This window comes from Sphingomonas sp. PAMC 26605 (genome assembly GCF_000241485.1).
Classification (GTDB): domain Bacteria; phylum Pseudomonadota; class Alphaproteobacteria; order Sphingomonadales; family Sphingomonadaceae; genus Sphingomonas.
This window is the reverse complement of the sequence record NZ_JH584241.1, coordinates 3,753,396-3,777,479: the sequence shown is the minus strand read 5'-3', so window position 1 is coordinate 3,777,479 and position 24,084 is coordinate 3,753,396. Positions and strand designations below refer to the sequence as shown.

Here is a 24,084-nt window from a genome sequence, read left to right as displayed (position 1 = left end):
CCTTGTGCCGGGGCCCACCGGGATGCGCGACTTGCCGCCGTGGCGCGCGCGGGACGGTGGGCCCCGGCACGAGGCCGGGGTGACGGGGGGAGGGTCAGCTGTGCCCCGAGTCGCCATCGACCGCCGAATCGCTCGGCGTCGCGCCGGTTCCCTGGCGGTTTGCCGGAACGTGAACGGGCGCGGGCTCGGGTTTTTCCGTCGCCGGATGCGCGTCAGCCGCCGCATATGGCAGCACCATCTCACCATCGGGCGCGGCGGTGAAGCTGGTTTGCGTCGGGTAGGCCAGACTGATCCCTGCCTCGTTAAGGCAACGGATGATCGCCAGCCCAACCGTATGGCGCGCGTCGTAGAATTCCTGGAACGCCGCGCTCGGCGAATCGAATTCCACGTCGAAATCGTAGCTGCTCGCGCCGAAGGTAGTGAAGCCCGCCCGCACGAACGTCATTCCGCGCGCCTCGACCACCTCCTTGATCATCGTCGGCAGCGCCTCAAGCGTCTCGATCGGGGTCCATTGCACCAGCCCGAGCGTGAACACGATGCGGCGATAGTCGCGCTGCGTGTTGTTGATGATTTCCTTCTCGAGCAATTGCTTGTTGGCGACGATCCGCTCCTCGCCGGTGACGCCGCGGATCCGCGTCGACTTGAGTCCGATCGCCTCGACCGTACCCGACGATTTATCATAGCTGATCGCGTCGCCGCGCCGGAACGGACGGTCGAAAATGATCGCGAGCGCGGCGAACAAATCGGCGAAGATGCCCTGCGCGGCGAGACCGATCGCGATACCGCCGACGCCGAGACCCGCGATCAGACCGGTGACATTGACCCCGAGATTGTCGAGCACGACGATCGCGGCGATCGCGAAAACCGCGAAGCCGACGAGGATGCGAATGATCCCCATCGCGCTGCCGATCGCCTCGCCCGAATAATGTTCGTCGGCGGTGCGATATTCGATCGCGCCGATGATGATCTCGCGCGCCCAGATCGCGCCCTGATAGCCGGCGGTGAGGATCCAGATGAAGTTGATCGTCGCGCGCACATCCTGCGGCGTGTCGGTGAAATTGGCCGCGCTGACGAGCTTCACCGCGGCGATCACCATGAAGGTGTTGCCGGTCGCGACCATGGCACGCGCGACGATCGCACCCCAGCGACGCGATAGCGACGGGTGCGCGCAATATTTTCGAGCGAGCCGCCGGACGAAGTGCATCGCAACGACCAGCGCACTCGCTACCGCGATAGCAACGATCAATTGAAGCCAGTGCGTCGCGGCCCAGCGATAGGTCGTGCTGATCAGACTGCGGAGTTGTTCGTCGAAATCCTGAACGCGGATCGGCGGCAGGATCGCGGTGCTATTCTTGGTCGTCATGAAAATACTCAGGCGGCTTTCGCAGGAGACGGTGCCGTGCCCTGTTCGAGGAAGGCGAGCAAGCCGCGTTCGGCGCGCGTCAGATGCTGCGTGCTGCGCGGCAGGCGGAGCGTTGCTCGAAACTCGGACTGCCCATCCTTGACGAGCGCGAGCAACGCCGGATGGACGTACGACTTGCGCGCGATCGCCGGCGTGTTGCCGAGCGCCTCGCTGACCGGAAGCAACATCGTCTTGAGGCTGATGTCGTGCGGCGCGCCGGCGAGCGCCTCGAACGCGAGCACGCTCGCGCTCCAGGTGCGGAAGTGCTTCGCGGTGAAATCGGCACCCATCGCCTCGCGAATATAGGCGTTGACGTCGGACGAGGTGACCGGGTGGCAGTCTCCCATGGCATCGACCCAGCGAAACAGATGCTGTCCCGGCAAATCCTGGCAGCGCTTGACGAAGCGGCTGAGCGAATTGTCGGTGATCGTCAGCACGCGCAGCTTGCCCGATTTGGCCTTGAACTGAAGCTTCAACGCCTGACCCTTCAGCGCGGCGTGGCGTTTGCGCAGCGTGGTCGCGCCGAAGCTCTTGTTCGCCTTGACATAGCCTTCGTTGCCAATGCGGACCTTGCCGAGATCGAGCAGCCGCACCACCGCCGCGACCGCCGTCTCCTTACCGATGCCGCGCTTGGCAAGATCGGCCGCAACACGCGCGCGCAACTTGGGCAGCGCATGGCCGAACGGCGCGCACAGCTCGTATTTCGCGGCTTCCTGCGTCTCGCGGAAACCGGCGTGATAGCGATATTGCTTGCGGCCCTTCTCGTCCCAGCCGACCGCCTGGATATGGCCGTAAGGGCTGGGGCAGAACCAGGCATCGCGATAGGCGGGGGGCAGGCCGATCGCATTGAGCCGGTCGATCTCGTCGCGATCGGTGATCCGCGCGCCGTCGGGGTCGAAATAGCCCCAGCCGTGCTTCATCGCCTTGCGTGTAATACCAGGGTCACTGTCGTCGTGGTAAGAGATGTCCGTCATGGCCTCTATCAATGCACGGGCCATCGCAACGTTCCGGAACGGGCAGGCCGTGCCGATGGTTAAGCCGCCGGAACACCCCAGCCGGAGACCCATCATGGCCGATCTTTCGAACGCTCACGTGCTTATCCTCGCAACCGACGGTTTCGAGCAGGTCGAACTCTTCGAGCCGCGCCAGGCGCTGCTCGACGCCGGCGTCAAGGTGACGCTCGCCTCGGACAAGACCGATCCGATCCAGGGCATGAACCACGACGAGAAGGGCGACACGATCACGCCCGACCTGCTGCTCGAGGATGTCGACACCGAAGATTATACCGCGCTGCTGCTGCCGGGTGGCGTCGCCAACCCCGACACGCTGCGGATGAACGACCGCGCGATCGAGATCATCGAGGAATTCGCCGATGACGAGAAATTGATCGCGGCGATCTGCCATGCGCCGTGGCTGCTGATCGAGGCCGACGTCGTCGATGGCCGTCGCATGACGAGCTGGCCGTCGGTCCGCACCGATCTCGCCAATGCCGGCGCCGACGTTGTCGATGAGGAAGTCGTGATCGACGGCCCGTTCATCACCAGCCGCAAGCCCGACGATATTCCCGCCTTCAACAAGGCGATCCTCGCAGCGCTTCAGGAAGAGCTGGAAGAGGCCTGAGCCCCGCTCCCCGTCCGCCGCAGGCGGGCGGGGAGGCGGTTCATCCAGATCTGCGCGGGGCGTTCGACCAGATGGTGGAGCGCCACCGACGTGCCCAGGACGAGCAGCAGATAGAGCGCGATAAGGACGGGCGGGATGTCGCGGACGTCATCGACCAGCACGAGCTTCACGATCACGAACAGCAGGAAATGGCTGAGATAGGTCGCATAGCTGATCTCGCCGAGATAATGCAGCGCCGGTACGTCGAGCGGGTTGCCGCGTGATCCCGAGGTCAGTGCCAGCGCGAGCAAGGCCGCGGCGAATGTCGCCGGGATACACAGCGTCTCGGGTTCGCCCTCCAGAAAGCCCACGAACGCGCCGATACCACATCCGAGCGCCACAAGCGCAGGGATGACCGGCGCGTCGCGCCACCGCTGCCACAGCGAGCACAAGGCGCCCCCGACCGCGAACTCGATCAGGCAACGTCGCAGCCCGAAGGTCCAAATATCGGTGCCGAGTGACGGCGATCCCGCCATCACCACGTGCAGCAGCGCGAGCAACGCGCCGATCGCCGATACAACCACCCAACTCGGCACGCGCCGCCAGTCGAGCGCGAAAGCGACCAGCGGGAAGAGCAGATACGCAGCCCATTCGGTGCTGATCGACCAGCTGGGATCATTCCAGGTCAGGCGATCGGTGAAGCCCCAGGTCTGCAGCAGCAGCATGTGCAGCGGCAACTCGGCATAGGGGTAATGCCCGGCATCGTGCCGCCCGGTCGCGGCGAGCGCGAGCACGAGCGCGAGCGTCGCGCCGAGCATCACGAGGTGCAGCGGCCAGATCCGCGCAAGCCGCCGCCACAGGAAGCCGGGCACCGCGGCAATCCCGCCGCTGCGCAGCCGCGCACTCCAGCTCAGCCAGATCACGAAGCCCGACAGCAGGAAGAAGAAGTCGACCGCGAGATAGCCCTTGGCGAACAGCGCGACCAACCCGGCGGGCAGCCAGTCGATCGACAGCCGGATATGGAACAAGACGACGAACCACGCGGCGATCCCGCGCATTCCGGTGAGCGCGCGAAGTTCGTGACGGTGGGGCGCGGCAGTCGTCATGCCGGAAGCGGCTCGGCACTGCGCGCCTTGCGCGGCTGCCACGGCGCCCCCGCACGCTTGCGCGCGAGATAGGTGTCGAGCCCGATCTGCGCGCCGATCAGCATATAGACGAACGGCTGGAACGCGATCCCGATAAAGGTCGCGCCGAGCAGATAGACGATGTGCGCCGATTGCAGCGCCCCCGCGAGCGGCGTTACCCACGTCATGTCCTCCGCCGCCTTGCGATAGCGGTGGCGCAGCACTTCCATCCGGAAGATCCCGATCAGGCTGATCGACAGCCACAGGATCAGCCCGGGAAAGCCCTGCTCGCCGAGCATCTCGAAATAGGCGCTATGGAAGGCGCGCGCCTGATCGACGGTCAGATGCCGGTCGACGGTCGAATTGGCAGCGGTGCCTTCGACGCGCTCGGTATCGTAGCGAATCTTGTTCTGGCGGTACATTTCGAAGCCCCCGCCCATCGGATGCTCCTTGGCATATTCCCACGTCCAGCCCCACACCGCGATCCGCGTCGAGGCCGATTCATCGGCCTTGTAGGTCTTGATCGTGCTCATCCGGTCGGTGAAGGCGGAGGGCAGGAACGGCACCACGATCATTCCCGCGACGCCGAGCAGGCACAGATACAGCACCTTGCGCTTGGCATCGCGCAGCATCAGCAGCGCAACCAGCCCGATGCACAGCAGCCCGGTCCGCGTCGAGGTGCCGACCGGGATCAGCAGGCACGAAAAGACTAATGCATAGCAGAAGCCCTTCACCTTCCAGTCGGGCGGGAAGATCGTGCCGTGGCGCGTGAACCACAGGATCAGCGGGATAATCGCGACCGCGACGGTCGAGATGGTCGAGCCTTCGTACAGCCCAGAATTGTTCGACACCATCAGGTTGAGCGAGCCATAGCCACCGCCGCCGCTGGCGATCGTCTTGATCCCGCCGACGATGATGATCGACGCCGCCGAAGCGACCATCACCAGCAACAGCGACTCGATCCGGAGCTTGGTGCGCAGCGTGAAGGGGAGGAAGGCGGCGAACGCCAGGCACTTCCACACCCAGCCCCACTTATCGAGCGCTTCGACCGGGAAATCCGCGGTGAGCGTGGTGCAGTAGCAGTAGATCAGCAACAGCACGATCAGCCCCTGCCGCGGCGTGACGCGCGTGCCGGTCTTGTCGTCGGCCATCAGCCAGCCGCCGACCGCGAGCACCACCGCGATCAGCGAGATCGGCACGCTGTTGAGCAGCACATAGGTCAGCCGCTGCGGCGAGACGACGTCGATATAGACATAGGCGAGCACGAAGATGAACGGCCGCCGGAACCCGGCGGCGAAGAAGGCGCAGAGGAACGCGACGAAGACGAGATCACGCAAGCGGGCGGCCCTTGCGCTTGCGCGGCGCGGTCTCTCCAGGCGCGACTTCGCGATCGAGATCGGGCCGGCGCAGCAGCCGCCAGACCGTCAGCGCGATCAGCCCGTGGCTGATCGCCAGCGCGAAATTGTCGATCATGCGCTCGCGCTCCTTTCCATGCCTGAACTCGCCCTATCGCTCGCGGCTGCGAAGGGCCACACGCCGCTCTACGGACGTCAAGTTGAGGCTCCGTTAAGCACTCGTGCGTTAGGGGGCCAGCATGCGCATTCTCCATCTTCTGGATCACGGCCTGCCGTTGCAAAGCGGTTACACCTTCCGGACCCGCGCGATCCTCAAGAGCCAGATGCAGCGCGGCTGGACCGTCGCCGCCGTCACCGGCCCGCGCCAGAACTCGTCGCGGGAAGGGCAGGAGAGCGTCGACGGCATCGACTTCTATCGGACCCAAGCAGTCGGGCCATTACCCGCCCCGTTCGGCGAACTGCGCGAGATCGCGGCGTTCGCCAGACGGATCAGCGAGGTGGTAGAGCAGTTCAAGCCCGACATCCTCCACGCGCATTCGCCCGTGCTCGATGCGCTGGCGGGGCTGCGCGTCGCGCGCAAGTACCAGCTGCCGCTGGTCTACGAGATCCGCGCCTTCTGGGAGGACGCGTCGGTCGGCAACGGGACGGGGCGCGAAGGCTCGCTGCGCTACCGCGCGACCCGCGCGCTCGAGACCTGGGCGGTCAGGCGCGCCGATGCGGTCGCGGTGATCTGCGAGGGGTTGAAGAGCGACCTGATCGCGCGCGGGACCGACCCGGCCAAGCTGATCGTCTCGCCCAACGGCGTCGATCTCGCGATGTTCGGCACGCCTTTGCCACACGACGCCGCGCTCGCCGCCGATCTCGGCGTGACGGGCAAGGAGGTGATCGGCTTCATCGGCAGCTTCTACGATTATGAGGGGCTCGACGATCTGATCGCGGCGATGCCCGCCTTGGTCGCCGCGCGACCCGAAGCGCACCTCGTGCTCGTCGGCGGCGGCCCGATGGAAGCGGCGCTGCGCGCGCAGGCGGCGGCATCGCCGGTCGCGGCGCAGATCCATTTTGTCGGGCGCGTGCCGCACGATGCGGTCGAGCGCTATTACAGCGTGATCGACGTGCTCGCTTACCCGCGCAAGAAGATGCGGCTGACCGATCTGGTGACGCCGCTCAAGCCGCTCGAGGCGATGGCGCAGCGCCGTCTCGTTGCGGCGTCGGACGTCGGCGGGCATCGCGAGCTGATTCGCGACGGCGAGACGGGGACGCTGTTTGCGCCCGGCAACCCCGAAGCGATGGCGCGCGCGCTCGCCGATCTGCTCGCCGATCGCGCCAGTTGGGAAGACCGCCGCACGCGCGGGCGTATTTTTGTCGAGGCGGAGCGTAACTGGGCTGTTAACGTTGCGCGTTACGCGCCCGTTTACCAAAAACTTACCGATAGCATGGCAGAGCAGAGTGCATGGCCGTCTCCTCCGATCCGCAACGCCTGACCCTCCCGCTGGCCCCGCTCGTCGCGGGGATCATCGGGGTGCTGACCGCGGCGATGTTTGCGCTGATCCCGACCGAATTGCTCGAATCGATGGTGGTCGATAGCGGCGTCGCGTCGGTGCTGTCGGCGGCCGAGCCGCCCCTCGGCTTCACCGCGCGCGCGGCGCTGGTGCTGCTGTGCGGTGGCGGGGTCGCGGTGCTGGCCTGGTTCGGCCTGTTCCTGACCTTCGGCGGCCGGACGGTCACGCTTCGTCGCCCCACGACGAGCAGCGGCAGCGCGCCCGTCCTGCGCCGCGCCGACGCGCATCCCGACGCTCCTGCGCGGCGGCCGCTCTTCGCCAATACCGATCTTGGCACGCCTTTTCTCGAGGTCCGCGCGCGGCCGGTACATCTCGATGCGGCCGAGATCGCGCCCTTGGTCGAGCGGCCCCTGCCGGTCGATCTCGACGAGCCGCTTTCGGCCTATGACCCCAATTTCTTGCGCGACACCGCGACGCCCGAACCCGTCGCGAGCAAACCGCTGCCGCTGCCGCGCCGCCAGACCTTCGACCCGAGCGAGCGTTTCGAAACCTTCCCGCTCGGCCCGGTCGACGCGCCCGCGATCGAACGCCGGACGCCCAGCCCGATCGCGCGTCCGGACCGTTCGACCGAGGACGCAGGCGATCCGTCCGAGACGATCCACGCCTTGCTCGACCGGCTCGAACGCGTCGTCAGCCGGCGCGATACGGCCCAGGCGCCGAACGACACGATCGAGGATACGTTGGGGAGCTTGCGGCGCATGGCGACCGACCACCGCTGAACTCAGGTCTCCACCGTCAACGCCTCGACCGTCGCTATCGAGCGCGCGTCGCGGCGCGTGATCGCAATCACCGCAAGATCTGCCACGAGATGCCCGCGCAGCGGCAGATCGGCGTCGGGGAGCGCGCCGAGCCATGCTTGCCCGAACGCGTCGTCACGCAGCGTCAACGTGATCTGATGCCGCGCCCCGGCGAAGGTCGCGCTTGCCCAGCGCGTCGTCTCGGCCATGCGCACCGCGATCTCGAGGCCGGCGGCATCGCCGTGGCGCTCGAGCGCGCGCTTGAGCAGCGTCGCGGCGTCGGGCCCGCGGCTCATCGCGACACCCGCTGATCGGCGAGAAACGCTTCGATCCGGCGCACCATGCGCGGGCCAGGCTCGCGTCCGCCGCGCAAGTCGCGCACGAGTCGCGGATCGCGCACTGCGAGCCGCCCGAAGGTGGTCGGCGGCATTGCGCTCGCCCTCAGATAGCGATCGATTTTCTGCAGTACGGACATGGCGATCTCCTTGCGATTCGGTGGCGTCATTCAGCGTCTGCGTTCACGATCTGTTCTATTTTCCAGCTTGTCTAGGAAAATTCCTATGTCTAAGGTGGCGCGAATGGAGCCTCCCGATCCCCGCGCGCGCCTCGCCGCGCTGATCGACGCGCACGGCGTCGGCTATGCCGCGCTGTCGCGGATGCTCCGGCGCAATGACGCCTATCTCCAGCAATATGTCCGGCGCGGGACGCCGCGCGACTTGGCCGAGCGCGACCGGGCGCTGCTCGCCGCCTATTTCCGCGTCGATCCGGTCGAACTCGGCGGGCTAGCGGCGCCGCGACTGGCGCCGATCCGCCGGCTCGATGTCGAGGTGTCGGCGGGGCCGGGCACGCTCGGCGCCGATGTGCCGGAGGAGGGGGCGATGCTGCTCGATCCGCGCTTGCTCGATTCGCTCCGACTCGACGCGGAGCACGCCGCGATGCTGCGCGCCCGTGGCGATTCGATGCTGCCGACGATCGCCGACGGCGACCAGATCGTGATCGACGAACGCGATATGCGGGTCGGCGCGACGCCGGCGATCTTCGTGCTGCGGCTGGATGGCGTGTTGCTGGTCAAACGTGTGTCAAAGGCGGCCGATGGCATGCGGATCGCGAGCGACAACCCGGCCTATCCGCCCATGACAACGGCCGCAGCCGAGATTATCGGCCGGGTCGTCTGGTTGTCGCGCGCGCTGCGCTAATGCCTGCTGCCCCGGTTCGCTTCGGCTTCAGCGGCGCAGGTCGCGCAGCCACATCGCGATCGAGATCGTCACGCCCAGCCCGAGCCCGATCAGGAACCCGCGCGTGGGCCCGAGCGGCGAGAACAGGCCGACGCCGGTGCCGGCGATCGCGCCGAGCGCGATCAGCGCGCCACCGGCCAATGGCGTACGGGGAGGGGAGGAGCGGATCATGTCCAGCGCTGTGCCATGTCCCGCGGCAGGACGCCAGCGTCCCATCCCGGGAGGCGTGGGGCGCCGTGCGCGATGCCGTTAACCTTCGTCTGGCATGCGATCGCGGCGATCGCGCGGAGTGGCACGCTCAGTGAAGTGCGACCGTGCCCGCAGCGCGTGCGGGTGCGTCTTGAGCGGAGCTTATATGCATCTTCCCTATCTCGCGGACCGCACCGAACTGACGCATGCCACCGATCTCATCACCGTCTTCGGCGGCGCCGCCGGCCAGGAAGCGGCAGCACGCGCCGATCGCAGCCGCGATCTCGGCAACTACCTGCACTTCTGCCGCTGGCGGCAGATCGAGCGGCTGATTGTCTTGCTCTCGTTCGATCGCGCGTTCGGCACGATTCACTGATTGCCGCGCTGAGCCCGCGCTAAACCCCTGTTGCTCGCCCGAGAGCCGGGCTAGGACGGCGTATGTCGTTATCGGTCGGGCGGCGGCGGGCGTATCGGGCGGCCGCCGGGATTCTTTGGTGTGTCGGTTCCGGCGCGACGGCGCAAACGCGTCCGGCGGCGAGCCCCGTCGCGTCGCCGCTCGACCCGCCACCGCCGCCGCAGCAGCTCGACCCGCAATCGCCGCTCGCGCCCTTGCCTGGGCTCGGCGTCGCCTGGCCCGATCTGTCGAAGGCACCGGCCGAGCCCGCCACGCCCGATACCCCGACCGCGGTGACCGGCGAGACGCGCTACAGTTATCGTATCGACGGGATCGATGCGGTGGCAGGCACGCTGCTGCGCGATCGCTTCGCGCAACTCTCGACGCTCAAGGCCAACGAAGGCCAGCCCGCGAACGGTGCGCAGCTCGACCGGCGCGCGCGCGAGGATGCGACGCTGCTGACGACGCTGCTGCGCGGCGAAGGCTATTATGATGCACGCGTCGCGACCCGCGTCGAGGCGGCGGCGCGGCCGCTCGTCGTGCTCGATGCCGAACCGGGGCCGCTCTATACCTTCGGTGGCGTAAACGTCGCCGGCATCGACGCGGCGGGGGAAAAGGCGCCGGCCTTGCGCAAGGCGTTCGGGCTCGATCCGGGCGATGCGGTCAATGTCGACGCCGTGCTCGCCGCCGAGACGAGCCTGCGCACGACGATCAGCGACCGCGGCTTCCCCTTCGCGATCGTCGGCGATCCGCAGATCGTGGTCGATCGCGCGGCGCATACCGCGACGCTCGATCTGGCGGTCGTCCCAGGCGGGGCGCGGCGCTTCGGCGTGATCACGATGACCTCGGGCAGCAAGGTGTTCGATGCCGACCATGTCCAGGACATCGCGCGCTTCACGCCCGGCCAGCCGTTCGACGCCTCGGCGCTCGCCGACCTGCGCCGCGCACTCGTTCAGACGAGTCTGGTGTCGAGCGTCAAGATCACGCCCGTAGAGGGCAAGGAGCCGGGCACGGTCGACATCGCGGTCGGGCTCGAACCCGCGCCCAAGCACACCATCGCCGGCGAGCTCGGCTATGGCACCGGCGAAGGCGCGCGCGCGGCGCTGAGCTGGACCAACCGCAACCTTTTCCCGCCCGAAGGCGCGCTGACGCTGGCCGGGGTGCTCGGCACGCAGGAGCAATCGGCGAGCGTCACCTTCCGCCGCAACAATTTCGAGGGGCGCGACCGGATCCTGACCTTCCAGACGGTCGCCTCGAACGTCAAGCGCACCGCCTATCAGGCGCGCACCGTGTCGCTGTCGGGGAGCCTCGAGCGGCAGACCAACATCTTCTTCCAGAAGAAATGGACCTGGTCGCTCGGCGCCGAGCTTGTCGCCTCGGACGAGCGCGACGTGCTCATTGACACCGGAGCGCCGCGGCGGCGGACCTATTTCATCGGGGCGCTGCCGACCGTGCTGAGCTATGACGGATCGAACGACCTGCTTGATCCGACACGCGGGTTCCGGCTCAGCGGGCGGCTCTCGCCCGAAATTTCGCTTGAGGGGCAAGCGTTCGGCTATGCGCGGCTGCAATTCGACGCGAGCGCGTACAAGAGCGTGACCAAAGGCGCGGTCCTTGCCGGGCGGATCCGGCTCGGCACGATCGCGGGCGCGCCGCGCGATGCGATCGCGCCGTCGCGCCGCTTTTACGCAGGCGGCGGTGCATCGGTGCGCGGCTATGGCTATCAGGACATCGGGCCGCGCGACCCCAATAATGACCCGGTCGGCGGGCGCAGCCTCGCTGAGTTCTCGCTCGAGGCGCGCGTCAAGACCTTCGGCCATTTCGGGGTGGTGCCGTTCTTCGACGGCGGCAATATCTCGACCGGGCTGCTGCCGAGCCTCGGCGCGCTCCGCTACGGTACCGGGCTGGGCTTGCGCTATTATTCGAATTTCGGGCCGATCCGCATCGATGTCGGCACGCCGGTCAACCCCGCGCCGGGCGATCCGCGCGTCGCGGTCTATGTCTCGCTGGGGCAGGCGTTTTGAGCGAAATCCAGGCGTCCCCCGAGCCGGTTGCCGAAGCGACGCCGGTCGCCACCGTCAAGCCGCACGGACCGTTGGGGCGGATCGTCTTCGTCATCGTCGCGTCGCTGTTCCTGCTCGGGCTCGCGGCGTTGGGGCTGATCGATACCGGCATCGGGCATCGCTTCCTCGTCGACCGGATCGCGGCGCTGAAGCCCGCCAATGGGCTGCGCTATAGCATCGGACGGATCGAAGGCTCGATCTATGGGCGCGCGACGCTGATCGACGTCCGGGTGCGCGACGGGCGTGGCATGTTCTTCGCCGCGCCGCGCGCCGAGCTCGCTTGGTCGCCGTTCCACTGGCTCGACAATCGGCTCGATATCAGCAGCTTGCGGATCGCTTCTGCGACGCTTGCGCGGCTGCCGCAGACGAAGCCGACGCCGACCAAGGGGCCGATCCTGCCGAGCTTCGACATCCATATCGGGCGCTTGGCGGTCGACCGGCTCGTCGTCGCGCCGGCAGTCGCCGGGGTCGAACGTATCGCCCGGCTGCGCGCGCGCGCCGATACGCATCGCGGCCGCGCGCTGATCGATCTCGCCGCGGTCGTCGCGGGAAGCGACGATATCCGCCTTCACCTCGACGCCGAGCCCGATCGCGACCGGCTCGAGGCGGCCGCGCATGTGCGCGGGACCGCGCGCGGCGTGCTGGCGAAGCTGTCGGGCTTCGGCAAGTCGATCGCGCTCGATCTGTCGGGCAAGGGCAGCTGGGCGGCGTGGCGCGGCAAGGTTGTCGCCGATGTCGGCACGACGCGCCTCGCCGATCTCGCGCTGTCGAACCGCGCGGGCGCCTATGCCGTGTCGGGCACGCTCGTCCCGGCGCCGCTCGCGCATGGCAAACTGCAGCGGCTGACCGTGCCGCGCGTGCTCGTCCATGGCAGCGCGACGCTGGTCGATCGCCAGCTCAAGGGCAACCTGTCGCTGCGCTCGGATTCGCTCGATGTGACGGGCGACGGCACGCTTGATCTGGCGCAGAGCGCGTACCGTAACCTCCGGATTCACGCGATTCTCACGCGACCGAACGCGCTCTTCCCCAATATGACCGGCCGCGCGATCGAACTGCGCGCAATCCTCGACGGCCGTTTCGCCACCGCGGCGTTCGACTATCGCCTCACCGCGCAACGCTTCGCGTTCGACGATACCGGCTTCGAGGATTTCCGCGCGGCGGGGCGCGGGCATTTCTCGAAACAGCCCGTGCTCGTCCCGATCCGCGCGACCGCGGCGCGCGTTACCGGGGTCGGCGATGTCGCTGGCGGGATCCTGCGCAATCTGACGATCTACGGCGTGCTGCGCGTGACGCCGCAGCTCGTGCTCGGCGACGATCTCAAGCTGACCTCGGACAAGCTCAGCGGGCGGATCAATTTGCTGCTGGACCTGCGCGATGGGCGCTACGACATCGGCGTCAATGGCGGGCTCGGGCGCTATCGCATCCCGGGGCTCGGCGTGGTCGACGTGCAGACGACGCTCAAGGTGATCCCGGGGCCCGGCGGACGCGGGACGCGCGTCGTCGGGCAGGGCGTCGCGCAGATGATCACGCTCGAGAACGCCTTCTTCCGCTCGCTCGGCGGCGGCCTGCCGCGGATCGTCACCGGGCTCGAGCGCACCCCCGACGGGCTGCTCCACCTCAACGGCCTCGTGCTGACCGCGCCGCAGATCCGCATCACCGGAACGGGCGTACGTCACCGTGACGGCACCTTCCATTTCGAGGGGGCAGGGCAGCAGACGACCTATGGCCCGCTGACGCTCAAGCTCGACGGCAAGATCGACCATCCGACGCTGGACCTGGTGTTCGCGCGGCCCAATGCGACGATGGGCCTGTCGAACGTGGTCGCGCATCTCGATCCGACCGATGCGGGCTTTGCCTTCACCGCGCGCGGCGACTCGCGGCTCGGGCCGTTCAGCGGCAACGGCGCGATCCTGCTGCCCAAGGGCGGCGACGGGACGATCGCGATCGCCGATCTCGCGGTCAGCGGGACGCATGCCAAGGGGCCGCTGCGGATCGTCCCCGGGGGCTTCGACGGCAGGCTCGACGTGGCGGGCGGGGGGCTCACAGGCGCCTTGCTGTTCCGGCCGGTGCAGGACAAGCAGCAGATCGAAGCGCATTTCGACGCGACCGCGGCGAAGCTCGCCAACGCCTTCGTGCTGCGGCGCGGACATCTCGATCTGGTCGCGTTGCTCGACCCGACGGGAACGTCGATCGACGCGAACCTGGTGGGCGCGGGGCTGCGGCGGCGCTCGCTGGTGATCGGGCGATTCGCCGCGCGCGCGAAGCTGCGCGGCGGGACGGGGACGATCACCGCCTCGATCGCGGGCTCGCAAGGGCGCGCGTTCGACATCCAGTCGGTGACGCAGGTTGCGCCCGACCGCTATGTCGTCTCGGCGCATGGCACGCTCGACCGGCGTCCGCTGACGCTCGTCACCCCCGCGGTGGTGACGCGCGACGGCGATGGCTGGCGGCTCGCGCCGACCGACCTGACCTTCTCGGGCGGTGCGGCGAAGGTGTCGGGCCGCTTCACCGGCGCATCGACCGAGCTGGCCGCGACGGTCGCACGGATGCCCTTGTCGATCCTTGATATCGGCTATCCGGGGCTGGCGCTCGGCGGCAACGCCTCGGGCAGCCTGTCCTACGCGCAGGGCGGCGGGGCGCCGCCGACCGGCAAGATCGACATGACGGTGCGCGGGCTGACCCGCTCGGGGCTGATCGTCTCGTCGCGCCCGGTCGATGTCGGCATTTCGGGCCTGCTCGCGCGCGACCGGCTCGCGGCGCGCGCGATCGCCGAGACGGGCGGCAAAACGGTCGGCCGCGCGCAGATCCTGCTGAGCTTGCCGGACGGCGGCGACCTTGCCGAGCGCGTGCAGAAGGCCGGTCTGTTCGCGCAGCTGCGCTATGACGGGCCGGCCGACACCGTGTGGCGGCTGACCAGGGTCGAACTGTTCGATCTGACCGGCCCGGTCGCGATCGGCGCCGATGCCGGCGGGACGGTCGCCAACCCGCAGATCAAGGGCGTCGTCCAGGCCAAGGGCGCGAAGATCGAAAGCACGACCACCGGCACCGTGCTGACCAATGTCCAGACGACCGGCCGTTTCGGCGGATCGCGGCTCGTGCTCGACCGCTTCGCTGCCGACGCGGGGAAGGGCGGGCATGTCACCGGCACCGGCGTGTTCGATTTCGCGGCGAAGAACGGGCTCGGGCTCGACCTTCAGGTCCAGGCCGATCACGCCGTGATGATCGCGCGCGACGATATCGGCGCGACCGTCACCGGGCCGCTGCGCTTCCAGTCGGACGGGGCGGGGGGCACGATCTCGGGCAATCTCCGGCTCGACAAGAGCCGCTATCGCCTCGGCCAGGCGAGCGCGGCGACGGCGTTGCCGCAGCTCAACATCCGCGAGATCAATCTGCCCGATGGCGGCCAGGACGACGAGCTTCCGCCGGTGCCTTGGACGCTGGCGATCCACGCGCGCGCACCAAATCAGGTACTTGTAACCGGGCTCGGGCTGCGCAGCGAATGGTCGGCCGATTTGCAGATCGGCGGCGCGCCCGACAATCCGGCGATCACCGGCCGCGCCGATCTGGTGCGCGGCAATTACGATTTCGCGGGGCGCACCTTCGCGCTCGACCGCGGCAAGATCCTGTTCGCAGGCGAGGTGCCGGCCAACCCCGCGCTCGATATCGTCGCCAATGCCAACACCACCGGGCTGACCGCCTCGATCAACGTGACCGGACCCGCGCTCAAGCCCGAGATCACTTTCTCGAGCGTGCCCGCGCTGCCGCAGGACGAATTGCTCTCACGCCTGCTGTTCGGCACGTCGATCACCAATCTGTCGGCACCCGAGGCACTGCAACTGGCCTCGGCGGTGGCGGCGTTGCAGAATGGGAAGGGCGGGCTCGATCCGATCAACGCCGTGCGTCGCGTCGCCGGGCTCGACCGGCTGCGGATCGTCTCGGCCGATCCGACGACGGGGCAGAAGACGTCGGTCGCGGCGGGCAAATACATCACGCGGCGCTTCTATGCCGAGATCGTCACCGACGGCGCGGGCTATTCGGCAACGCAGGTCGAGTTCCAGGTGACGCGCTGGTTGTCGTTGCTCTCGACCGTCTCGACGCTCGGCCGCCAAACCGCCAACGTCCGCGTGTCGAAGGATTATTGAACCGCGGTAGCGGTGCAAAAAAGTGGACCCGCAACGCCCGTTTGAGGCGTCGCGGGTCCACTTCGGTTCGCGCTTCTCGAAAAGCGCGTTACTCGGCGAGCCGCTCCATCACCTTCTTGTGCAGCCAGACGTTCATCGTCGCGCTGTCGTCGATGTCGCCCGTGTAGCCCAGTTCCTTGGCCAGCGAGACGCGGTTGTCGTGGCTCGGATCGAGGTCGAGCAGCTTCATCAGATCGACGATCGAGGTCTGCCAGTTGAGCGGCTGGCCCTTGTCGGCGGCCTTTTGCGTCAGGACCGCATTGAGGTCGAACGGCTTGGCCGGCGCAGCGGGGGCTGATGCGGCGGGGGCCGGTGCTGCCGCCGCAGGGGCGGGGCTGGCCGGTGCCGGAGCTGCTTGCGGCGCCGTCGGCGCGGCGGGGGACCCTGCGGCCGGGGCTTCCTTGTGGCCCCAAATCGCATCCTTGATCATACCGAAAACGCTCATCGTCTTGCTCCCGTGTGGTGAACCTCGACAATGCCCCGCGGGCATGTCCGTTCCGCGACGGCTGCGCCGCGCGTTCGACCGGATGCATGCTTTGCGGGGTGACCCGCGCGGCCAAGTCGGGCATGGCGCGCGCAATGTCGCTTCCCCCCCATCGTCCGATGATGGACTCGCCGCCGCTACGGCTGCTCGAGTTCGTGCCGTTGATCGCCGCGCTGATCGCGCTGGGCTCGCTCGGCATCGACACGATGCTGCCCGCACAGCCCGACATCGCGCGGCGGCTCGGCGTCGATGCGATTATCGACGCGCCGTTGATCATCACGGTGTTCGTCGTCGGGCTCGGCATCGGGCAGCTGATCCACGGCCCGTTGACCGACCGCTATGGCCGCCGCCCGGTGCTGATCGTCGGGCTCGTCCTCTATATTGTCGGCAACCTCTGCGCCGGCCTGGCCAACAGCTTCACCCTGCTGCTGACGGTGCGTTTCCTCAGCGGGCTCGCCATCGCCGCCAGCCGCGTCGTGACGATTGCGCTGATTCGCGACTGCTTCTCCGGCCGCGCGATGGCGCAGGTGACGAGTCTCGCCTTCATGGTGTTCATGGCGGTGCCGATCGTCGCGCCGAGCATCGGCCAGGGCATCCTGCTGATCGGATCATGGCGGCTGATCTTCGAGGTGATCGCCGGCGGCGCGTTGCTCTGCCTGATCTGGTTCGCGTGGCGGATGCCCGAGACGCTGCGCCCCGAAAACAAGTCGCCGCTGTCGATCAAGGCGACGCTGGCGGGCTGGCGGCAGACGCTGTCGGACCGCTATTCGGTCGGCTACACGATCGCGGCGCTGATCGCGCAGGGTGCGATCTTCGGCTATCTCGGCTCGATCCAGCCGATCATGGAGCGCGTCTTCCACCGCCCCGAATGGCTCGGCGGCGTGTTCGCGGCGTCGGCGGGAACGATGGCGGTGGCCAATCTGCTCAATTCGCGGATCGTGATGACGCTCGGCATGCGGCGCATCTCTCAGGCCGCGCTGGTGGTGATGATCGTTTCGGCCGGTACCGGGGCTGCGGTCGGATGGTTCGGCGATGAACCGCTGATCGTCTTCGTCGTGCTGCAGGCGATCACCATGGCGTGCTTCGGCCTCGCCACCTCGAACATGTCGGCGATGGCGATGGAGAATATGGGGTCGATCGCCGGCGTCGCGTCGAGCGTGCAGGGATTCTTCGGGATTACGATGGGCGCGATCATCGGCTGGGCGATCGGGCGGAGCTTCGACGGTACGACCGTGCCGCTTCATCTGGGCTTTCTGGTCGCCGGGATTTCGGGTATCGTTATCGCAGCGATCGTCGAGCGCGGACGGCTATTTCGCCCCAGTTGACGCAGTTTACCCGCACGGGCCGGAACCGTTTCGCGTCCGCACGGTTCGCTGATGGAACGATCCCGCATCCCGCGGGGCCGTCGGGAGAGCGAAGATGAGCATCGGTGGACATCAGGTGCCCGGCGTGGGCACGGGCGACGACGGGTTCGACGAAGAGGGCTATGACGAGAGCCAGCGCGCGGAAATCCTCGAAGTAACGCGCGACGGGCCGAGCGACGGCACCCTGCTGACCGATATCAACCCCGATATCGCGTCGAGCGACGATGACGATGACGACGATCTCGACATGGACGACGACGAGGTCGGCGAAGAAGAGGACGATGCCGACGAGAGCGACGACGATGAAGACGAAGACGATGTTCAGGACGAACTCGACGACGACACGGTCGAAGACGATGAACTGAGCGACCGCGACGAGACCGCGCTGCGGCCGTGACGCCGGGCCACGGGCGGGGCGCGGTGGTGCTCCGTCCGTGATCGGCTCGACCACGCGGCGAACGGCGTTTCCCAACGCTTCGCCGCGTTGGAACGGCGCGCAGAGGAACGGGCAATGGGCGGTTACGTTCGGCTAGGACGATCCTCGTATCCCAGCTTGCGAGCCTAGCGATGAAACCTCTCTTCCTATCCCTACCGCTCCTGTTCGTCGCAGGCTGCTCCGCCAATGCGCCGAGCCAGCCCAACAGCATCGACATCAACGCGGCCGCCCTCCGCGCGCAGGATTCGGTCGATGCCTATGGCGCCAACGCCCCGATCGAGATCAGCGAAACCGACGCGGCGCCCGAGCCCGGCGCGGCTGCGGATCGCGGAGACAACGCGGCAACCAATACCGCCGACCCCGCGCCGCTCGATCCGCCGGCGCCGGGTACGCCGGGTGGGCTGCCCGACGACCGTACACCCGTCAGCGAGGCACGCTTCACCCCAGACAGCGCGCAGGGTGCGGCGGATGTCGTCCAGACCTATTATGCCCTGATCGGCGAGCAGAAATATACGCAGGCCTTTGCACTGCGCGAGCCCGGCGCCGGGAACGCCGCGGCGTTCGCTGCGGGATTTGCGGCTTATAGCGAATATCACGCCCATGTCGGCGCCCCCGGCGCGATCGATGCGGGGGCAGGGCAGCGCTACGTTACGGTGCCCGTCCAGGTCTATGCCCGGCTCAAGCGCGGCGCGACGCCGGTCTATGAGATCGGTGCGGTCACGCTTCACCGTTCCGGCGACATCGATGGCGCAACGCCCGCGCAGCGACGCTGGCGGATCCGGAGCATCGCGCTGAAGCCGGCACCGCGGCGCTAGCCGATGCGATCCTTGCGTCGGGTCGATCGCTCATTGCGGTCCGAGCGCATTGGCCAGCACCGCGAGGTCGTCAGAGTTAATCACGGTTCCCGTCGCGTCGGTCTGATCCGCCGTATTCGCGGGCGTCGCCTCGACAGTGGCGGGCGTCTTGGCGGCCGGACCGAAGCCGACGGTGTCGACCGCGGTCCACAGGATTCCGCCGGCCCACAGCAGCGCCGACCAGCGGCTCAGGAAGAGTTTGCGAAACGGCACCCGGCAGATGTACGCGGCGTGGGGTTAACGGACCGCTAGAGCGCGTGAGGATGACTAGGCGGGTTCGGCGGACGGGTCGCGTTCCGCCGTATCGGCGGCTTTGGCCATGCGCTTCGCGGATTGCCGCGCCGCCGCGGGCGTCAGCGAGGCGGCGAGCCCGTCGGGTCCGTCGAGCAGGACCTCGCCATGCTCGGCAGTCGCTTCGATCGGGATATCACACGGTAATCGGGCCAAAGCGTGTCTCCAAGACTAGACAAAACGCGGATGTTCGGCGCATGTTCCCGCCCGTGGGAGGGGCCATGTACACCGATTTGTTTCTGAAGACCCATCGCGTTCCGGCGATCACCGAGGACGAACGCGCCGCGCTCGATCAGGCCGTGGTCCGGACGACGACCTATAATGCCAAGCAGATCATCGTGCGCCAGCAGACCCCACTCACGCAGTGCACGTTGCTGCTCGAAGGCTTTGTCGAGCGCTACAAGGATACGCCCGAGGGACGGCGGCAGATTCTCGCGATCCATATTCCGGGCGATTTCGTCGATCTCCATTCCTATCCGCTCAAGCGGCTCGAACATTCGGTCGCGGCATTGACCGACGTCCGCGTCGCCTTGTTCCCGCATGCCGACATTCGCGCGCTGACGCAGACCTCGGCGACGCTCACCGAATTGCTGTGGCGTTCGACCCTGGTCGATGCGGCGATCAACCGCGAATGGATCGTGTCGATCGGTGCGCGCAGCGCGGCGATCCGCCTCGCGCATCTGTTCTGTGAGATGTATGTCCGGCTCGCGCGGATCGGTCATGCCCCGACGCCGACCTTCGCATTGCCGCTGACGCAAGTCGATCTCGCCGATGCGACCGGGCTGACCGCGGTCCATGCCAACCGGATGCTCCGGCAATTGCGCGAGCGCGGGCTGGTGGCCTTTCGCCAGGGCGAAGTCGAGATTCTCGATTGGGACGGGCTGCGCCGCTTCTCGAAGTTCGATCCGGCCTATCTCTTTTTCGATTGAAGCTGGCCCACATCGCCCGGGGCCGGGGGGCCTTTCAGGCGATGGGAGACGTGGCCGCCCGTGCTCTAGGGGGACGCCGCGCGACCACGCCTCCCTGGTCATGATGCTATCTCCATCGGTTCGGTAGGCAATAGCCTTGCGTCCAAGCGACGGCGCGGCGCGACGGGCCGGATCGGTCCTGTTTCGCGCCCGATCGACCGGCCGATCGGGCGTGGCGCCAGCCGGCGACAGCGATGCCTCTTGCGATCCGCGGCGACTTCGCGTTGGAGGCATGGATGAAGCTTCGCGCAGACCAACTTCTCGTCGATCGCGGCCTCGCCGAGAGCAAGACCCGCGCGCAGGCGCTAATCATGGCCGGCCTGGTGTTTGCCGGAGAGCGCAAGATCGACAAGCCCGGTCAGGCGATCGCCGACGACGTGCTGCTCGACGTGCGCGGGCGCGATCATCCGTGGGTGTCGCGTGGCGGGATCAAGCTGGCGCATGGCCTCGACACGGTAGGCTGGGACGTCGCGGGCACGGTCGCGATCGACGTCGGCTCCTCGACCGGCGGCTTTACCGATGTGCTGCTGCAGCGCGGCGCGGCGCGCGTCTATGCGGTCGACAGCGGCACCAACCAGCTTGCCTGGAAATTACGGCAGGACGCGCGCGTCGTGGTGCACGAACAGACCAGTGCGCGCATCCTCACCGACGCGCATATCCCCGAGCCGGTCGATCTGATCGTGTGCGACGCGAGCTTTATCGGGCTCGCCAAGGTGCTCGAGGTGCCGTTGCGCTTCGCCAAGCCTGCGGCGCGGATGCTCGCTTTGATCAAGCCGCAGTTCGAGGCGGGGCGCGGCGAGGTCGGCAAGGGCGGGGTGGTGCGCGATCCGATGATCCATGCGCGCGTCTGCGCCGAAGTGGCGGCATGGGTCGCGGCGCAGCATTGGTCGGTCGAGACGATCGTCGAAAGCCCGATCACCGGCCCCGAGGGCAATGTCGAATTCCTGATTGCTGCAATGCGAGACACTTCGCTTCCAATGCCCTGAAATTACCGGCTACACGCGGCGCAATCTCCTATATGGCCGAACTGGCCGTCACCTCGGACATCGAGGTGGCGCAATCGAGGCGGGAAGGGCTTACGGCTTGAACGAGATCGCATCGCAGCAGCAATTGCGGCTGGCCTTTCTGCGCTGGGCGGTGGTGACGGTCCCGTTCGTCCTGTTGCTCGGCTTCACCGCGGCGCGTCTCGCGCCGGCGGGATCGCAGAACGCCTGGTATGCCGCTCTGGTGAAACCGCCACTGACGCCCCCCGACTGGGCGTTTCCGGTCGCCTGGACGACGATCTACATCCTGCTCGGGCTCGCGCTGGCGATGATCCTGCATGCGCGCGGCGCGCGGCTGCGGGGGGTCGCAATATTGCTGTTCGCGGTACAGTTGGCGGTGAATCTGATTTGGTCGCCCGTCTTCTTCGGCATGCATCAGGTCACGCTCGCGCTCGGCATCGTCGCTCTGATGTTCGCGCTGACGCTCGCGATGACCGTCGTCTTCGCGCGAATCCGCATGCTCGCGGCGGTCCTGCTCGTGCCGTATCTTGCGTGGCTGCTGCTCGCCTTCTACCTGAACTATGGCATCATGGCGTTGAACCCCGGCGCGGAAACCCTTGCGCCGTCGGGTTCAACCACCCAAATCATCAAGCTCTGAACGCGACTGGATCCCGGCTCATGCAATCCGACAACAAGATTTTCGACGACTTCGCCAAACTGCTCAATGGCGCTGCGGGTACGCTGGCGGGCGTCGGGCGTGAGGCCGAAGCCGGTGCGCGGGCCCGCGCGCGCGAATGGATCGGCGGGCTCGATTTCGTGTCGCGCGACGAATTCGATGCGGTCAAGGCGATGGCGGCAGCGGCGCGCGACGATGCCGACGCTTTGCGCGCGCGGCTTGACGCGCTCGAGGCAAAGCTCGCAACCCCCAAGACGGAAGGCTGATCTGATCTTTTCCACAGTTTTTTCGGGTCTTCGTCGCGCGATCTGGTGCGTCGCCTGTAACATGGCCCCCACATCCTGTAATGCGGATGCGGGAGACCTGCTGTGATGCTCGACGAAGCCGATTTCGACCGCGACGATGCCGCGCCGATCGATATGCTCGAAAGCTATTTCGCGGCGCACGGCTGGGAGCATGAGCGGCAGGACGACGAGGTCATCGCCAAGGTCAAGGGCAGCTGGACGCAATATGAGCTGCGTGCGTTGTGGCGCGAGGAAGACAGCGTCATCCAGTTTCTCGCTTTTCCCGACATCCGCGTCGCCGACGATCGCCGCAGCGCGATCTACGAAGCGATCGGGCTGATCAACGAACAGCTTTGGGTCGGGCATTTCGAACTGTGGTCGTCGAGCGGGATCCTGCTCTATCGCCATGCCGCGATGATCGAGGGGCCCAGCGATTCCGGGGGCGGCACCATGTCGCTCGGCGCCGCCGAACTGCTCGTCGAAAGCGCGATCGACGAATGCGAGCGTTTCTATCCGGTGTTCCAGTTCGTGCTGTGGGGCGGGAGAACCCCCAAGGAAGCGCTCGCCGCCGCGATGACCGAGACGCAAGGCGAAGCGTGACGATCCGACGCGTCTGGATGATCGGATGCGGGACCATGGGCGGCGCGATGCTGCGTCGCTGGGTCGCCAGCGGCGTGCTTCGCGGCGATCAGGTCGATGTGATCAATCGCGCCGACCGGGCGCTTCCAGACGACGTTGCGCAGGGGCGCGACTTGCCCGCGGGGGCGTTGCCCGACGCGGTCATTCTCGCGATGAAGCCGCAGCAGCTTGACGAAGTGGCGGCGCGCTATGCGACGCGGCTCGCCGGCGTCCCGATCCTCCTGTCGATCCTTGCCGGCGTCGATGCCGCGGCGCTCGCGGCGCGGTTCGACGCGCGCGCGATCGTGCGCGCGATGCCCAATCTGCCTGTCGCGATCGGCAAGGGCGTAGTCGCGCTCGACTCGCCGACCTCCGACGAACGCGTTCGCGCGGCGGTGGTTGCGGTGATGGCGCCGCTCGGGCTGGTCGAATGGGTCGCGCCGGCGCAGTTCGATGCGGTCACCGCGCTCGCGGGGAGCGGTCCGGCGTTTGCCTATCGCTTCATCGACGCGCTCGCCGCTGCCGGGGTCGCGCAGGGGCTATCCGATTCGCAGGCGCAACGCCTTGCTTTGGCGACGGTCGAGGGGGCGGGATTGCTCGCGGCGGCGTCCGATGTCGGGCCAGGCGCGCTGGCGGAGCAGGTCGCTAGCCCGGGCGGCTCGACGCGCCGCGGGCTCGATGTGCTCGATGCGGGCGATGCGCTTGTGCGTTTGCTGCAGGCGACGATTGCGGCGGCGACGCAGCGCAATGCCGAACTGGCCGCGGCGGCGCGCGCCTGAGCGCGGAGCGGGATCGCCTAGCGGCTTAGACCCGAAAGCCGCGCCAGGTCTTCCTCGCCGATCATGCCCTCGAGCACCGACCAGAACCCCGTCACCGCCTGCTGTCCCGCGCGCGCATACGCGGCGGCCCAATGCTGACGCACCGTCTCGAACAGCTCGGTCTCGAGCGCCGCGCCTTCAGGGGTGAGGCGCAGCAACCGCTGGCGCCGGTCGCGCTCGCCGACGCGGGTTTCGACCATCGCGCGGTCGACCAGCTCGTTGAGCACGCGGCCGAGCGATTGCTTGGTAATGCCGAGCAGCCCGAGCAGCGCGCTCACCGTGAGATCGGGATGCCGCGCGATGAAATAGATCGCGCGGTGATGCGCGCGCCCCAGACCGATCGCGGCAAGCCGGGTCTCGGTGGTGCGCGCAAGCGTGCTCTGCGCGAAATACATCAGCTCGATCCCGCGACGAATCTCGGGTTCGCGCAGGAAGAGCGGTGAGGCGGAGGCGATTGCTGTGGCCATTGT

General features: G+C 67.6%; 28 protein-coding genes. 16 read left to right on the top strand and 12 right to left on the bottom strand.

What is annotated here, in order from left to right; all coding sequences use genetic code 11:
• Window positions 1-94 precede the first annotated feature (94 nt).
• On the bottom strand, window positions 95-1,363 hold the full coding sequence (locus tag RH90_RS17585; protein WP_010187573.1) for a mechanosensitive ion channel family protein: 1,269 nt from the start codon (window positions 1,361-1,363) through the stop codon (window positions 95-97).
• Between the two features lie 8 nt (window positions 1,364-1,371).
• A complete protein-coding gene (locus tag RH90_RS17580; protein ID WP_037492901.1) occupies window positions 1,372-2,376 on the bottom strand; it encodes a DNA topoisomerase IB in 1,005 nt (334 codons plus the stop codon).
• 94 nt (window positions 2,377-2,470) lie between these two features.
• Between RH90_RS17580 and RH90_RS17575 the strand changes: the two genes are divergently transcribed.
• Window positions 2,471-3,022: a type 1 glutamine amidotransferase domain-containing protein gene (locus RH90_RS17575; RefSeq protein WP_010187569.1), complete on the top strand. Its 552-nt coding sequence runs from the start codon at window positions 2,471-2,473 to the stop codon at window positions 3,020-3,022.
• On the opposite strand, the gene RH90_RS17570 is transcribed toward RH90_RS17575, so the two are convergent.
• The 3 genes from RH90_RS17570 to RH90_RS23995 are packed head-to-tail and all read right to left on the bottom strand — an operon-like array spanning window position 2,998 to window position 5,598.
• A complete protein-coding gene (locus tag RH90_RS17570; protein WP_029625423.1) occupies window positions 2,998-4,107 on the bottom strand; it encodes an acyltransferase family protein in 1,110 nt (369 codons plus the stop codon). The two genes, RH90_RS17575 and RH90_RS17570, sit on opposite strands and share 25 nt — an antisense overlap.
• The gene (locus tag RH90_RS17565; RefSeq protein ID WP_010187566.1) at window positions 4,104-5,462 is read right to left on the bottom strand and encodes a putative O-glycosylation ligase, exosortase A system-associated; all 1,359 of its coding nucleotides are present in this window, start codon (window positions 5,460-5,462) and stop codon (window positions 4,104-4,106) included. The genes RH90_RS17570 and RH90_RS17565 overlap by 4 nt, the downstream gene beginning before the upstream one ends.
• Window positions 5,455-5,598 (bottom strand): hypothetical protein, encoded by a 144-nt coding sequence (locus RH90_RS23995; protein WP_198283418.1) that lies wholly within the window; start codon window positions 5,596-5,598, stop codon window positions 5,455-5,457. The genes RH90_RS17565 and RH90_RS23995 overlap by 8 nt, the downstream gene beginning before the upstream one ends.
• 121 nt (window positions 5,599-5,719) lie before the next feature.
• Between RH90_RS23995 and RH90_RS17560 the strand changes: the two genes are divergently transcribed.
• Both RH90_RS17560 and RH90_RS17555 read left to right on the top strand, forming a co-directional pair.
• A complete protein-coding gene (locus tag RH90_RS17560; protein ID WP_010187564.1) occupies window positions 5,720-6,961 on the top strand; it encodes a TIGR04063 family PEP-CTERM/XrtA system glycosyltransferase in 1,242 nt (413 codons plus the stop codon).
• Window positions 6,931-7,758, top strand: a complete 828-nt coding sequence (locus RH90_RS17555; RefSeq protein ID WP_010187562.1) for a hypothetical protein — start codon at window positions 6,931-6,933, stop codon at window positions 7,756-7,758. The genes RH90_RS17560 and RH90_RS17555 overlap by 31 nt, the downstream gene beginning before the upstream one ends.
• 2 nt (window positions 7,759-7,760) lie before the next feature.
• Here the strand turns inward: RH90_RS17555 and RH90_RS17550 are convergent, their stop codons facing one another.
• Window positions 7,761-8,072, bottom strand: a complete 312-nt coding sequence (locus tag RH90_RS17550; RefSeq protein WP_010187560.1) for a hypothetical protein — start codon at window positions 8,070-8,072, stop codon at window positions 7,761-7,763.
• The gene (locus tag RH90_RS17545) at window positions 8,069-8,251 is read right to left on the bottom strand and encodes a hypothetical protein (RefSeq protein ID WP_029625422.1); all 183 of its coding nucleotides are present in this window, start codon (window positions 8,249-8,251) and stop codon (window positions 8,069-8,071) included. Before RH90_RS17545 ends, RH90_RS17550 begins: the two co-directional genes overlap by 4 nt.
• 85 nt (window positions 8,252-8,336) lie before the next feature.
• Between RH90_RS17545 and RH90_RS17540 the strand changes: the two genes are divergently transcribed.
• A complete protein-coding gene (locus tag RH90_RS17540) occupies window positions 8,337-8,972 on the top strand; it encodes a S24 family peptidase (protein ID WP_232280380.1) in 636 nt (211 codons plus the stop codon).
• A gap of 27 nt (window positions 8,973-8,999) precedes the next feature.
• Here the strand turns inward: RH90_RS17540 and RH90_RS17535 are convergent, their stop codons facing one another.
• Complete coding sequence (locus tag RH90_RS17535; RefSeq protein ID WP_029625421.1) at window positions 9,000-9,182, bottom strand: hypothetical protein; 183 nt, start codon at window positions 9,180-9,182, stop codon at window positions 9,000-9,002.
• Window positions 9,183-9,366: 184 nt separating this feature from the next.
• Between RH90_RS17535 and RH90_RS17530 the strand changes: the two genes are divergently transcribed.
• The 3 genes from RH90_RS17530 (at window position 9,367) to RH90_RS17520 (ending at window position 15,799) form a co-directional block, all read left to right on the top strand.
• Window positions 9,367-9,576, top strand: a complete 210-nt coding sequence (locus tag RH90_RS17530) for a hypothetical protein (RefSeq protein WP_010187554.1) — start codon at window positions 9,367-9,369, stop codon at window positions 9,574-9,576.
• 62 nt (window positions 9,577-9,638) lie between these two features.
• Window positions 9,639-11,618: an autotransporter assembly complex protein TamA gene (locus RH90_RS17525; RefSeq protein ID WP_010187552.1), complete on the top strand. Its 1,980-nt coding sequence runs from the start codon at window positions 9,639-9,641 to the stop codon at window positions 11,616-11,618.
• A complete protein-coding gene (locus tag RH90_RS17520) occupies window positions 11,615-15,799 on the top strand; it encodes a translocation/assembly module TamB domain-containing protein (protein ID WP_010187550.1) in 4,185 nt (1,394 codons plus the stop codon). The genes RH90_RS17525 and RH90_RS17520 overlap by 4 nt, the downstream gene beginning before the upstream one ends.
• A gap of 88 nt (window positions 15,800-15,887) precedes the next feature.
• Here RH90_RS17520 and RH90_RS17515 read toward each other — a convergent pair whose 3' ends face one another.
• Window positions 15,888-16,283 carry a DUF3597 domain-containing protein gene (locus RH90_RS17515; protein ID WP_010187548.1) on the bottom strand — a complete coding sequence of 132 codons (396 nt, stop codon included), beginning with the start codon at window positions 16,281-16,283 and terminating at the stop codon, window positions 15,888-15,890.
• Window positions 16,284-16,417: 134 nt separating this feature from the next.
• On the opposite strand from RH90_RS17515, the gene RH90_RS17510 reads away from it, so the two are divergent.
• From RH90_RS17510 to RH90_RS17500, 3 genes are all read left to right on the top strand, one after another.
• Window positions 16,418-17,647 carry a multidrug effflux MFS transporter gene (locus RH90_RS17510; protein WP_029625420.1) on the top strand — a complete coding sequence of 410 codons (1,230 nt, stop codon included), beginning with the start codon at window positions 16,418-16,420 and terminating at the stop codon, window positions 17,645-17,647.
• 94 nt (window positions 17,648-17,741) lie between these two features.
• A complete protein-coding gene (locus RH90_RS23990) occupies window positions 17,742-18,083 on the top strand; it encodes a hypothetical protein (protein WP_010187531.1) in 342 nt (113 codons plus the stop codon).
• A gap of 170 nt (window positions 18,084-18,253) precedes the next feature.
• Window positions 18,254-18,937: a hypothetical protein gene (locus RH90_RS17500; RefSeq protein ID WP_010187530.1), complete on the top strand. Its 684-nt coding sequence runs from the start codon at window positions 18,254-18,256 to the stop codon at window positions 18,935-18,937.
• A 30-nt stretch (window positions 18,938-18,967) separates the two neighbouring features.
• Here the strand turns inward: RH90_RS17500 and RH90_RS17495 are convergent, their stop codons facing one another.
• Both RH90_RS17495 and RH90_RS17490 read right to left on the bottom strand, forming a co-directional pair.
• The gene (locus RH90_RS17495; protein ID WP_010187529.1) at window positions 18,968-19,189 is read right to left on the bottom strand and encodes a hypothetical protein; all 222 of its coding nucleotides are present in this window, start codon (window positions 19,187-19,189) and stop codon (window positions 18,968-18,970) included.
• 54 nt (window positions 19,190-19,243) lie between these two features.
• Window positions 19,244-19,423, bottom strand: coding sequence for a hypothetical protein (locus RH90_RS17490; protein ID WP_029625418.1), 180 nt, complete (start codon window positions 19,421-19,423; stop codon window positions 19,244-19,246).
• Between the two features lie 65 nt (window positions 19,424-19,488).
• On the opposite strand from RH90_RS17490, the gene RH90_RS17485 reads away from it, so the two are divergent.
• The 6 genes from RH90_RS17485 (at window position 19,489) to proC (ending at window position 23,575) form a co-directional block, all read left to right on the top strand.
• On the top strand, window positions 19,489-20,196 hold the full coding sequence (locus RH90_RS17485) for a Crp/Fnr family transcriptional regulator (protein WP_010187528.1): 708 nt from the start codon (window positions 19,489-19,491) through the stop codon (window positions 20,194-20,196).
• A 275-nt stretch (window positions 20,197-20,471) separates the two neighbouring features.
• A complete protein-coding gene (locus RH90_RS17480) occupies window positions 20,472-21,221 on the top strand; it encodes a TlyA family RNA methyltransferase (protein ID WP_037493584.1) in 750 nt (249 codons plus the stop codon).
• A gap of 97 nt (window positions 21,222-21,318) precedes the next feature.
• Window positions 21,319-21,876: a TspO/MBR family protein gene (locus RH90_RS17475; RefSeq protein ID WP_010187526.1), complete on the top strand. Its 558-nt coding sequence runs from the start codon at window positions 21,319-21,321 to the stop codon at window positions 21,874-21,876.
• Window positions 21,877-21,896: 20 nt separating this feature from the next.
• Complete coding sequence (locus tag RH90_RS17470) at window positions 21,897-22,160, top strand: accessory factor UbiK family protein (RefSeq protein WP_010187525.1); 264 nt, start codon at window positions 21,897-21,899, stop codon at window positions 22,158-22,160.
• A 105-nt stretch (window positions 22,161-22,265) separates the two neighbouring features.
• Complete coding sequence (locus tag RH90_RS17465) at window positions 22,266-22,778, top strand: YbjN domain-containing protein (RefSeq protein ID WP_010187523.1); 513 nt, start codon at window positions 22,266-22,268, stop codon at window positions 22,776-22,778.
• A complete protein-coding gene (gene proC, locus RH90_RS17460) occupies window positions 22,775-23,575 on the top strand; it encodes a pyrroline-5-carboxylate reductase (RefSeq protein ID WP_010187521.1) in 801 nt (266 codons plus the stop codon). Before RH90_RS17465 ends, proC begins: the two co-directional genes overlap by 4 nt.
• A gap of 17 nt (window positions 23,576-23,592) precedes the next feature.
• Here the strand turns inward: proC and RH90_RS17455 are convergent, their stop codons facing one another.
• Window positions 23,593-24,081, bottom strand: a complete 489-nt coding sequence (locus tag RH90_RS17455; RefSeq protein WP_010187520.1) for a MarR family winged helix-turn-helix transcriptional regulator — start codon at window positions 24,079-24,081, stop codon at window positions 23,593-23,595.
• Between the last annotated feature and the right edge of the window lie 3 nt (window positions 24,082-24,084).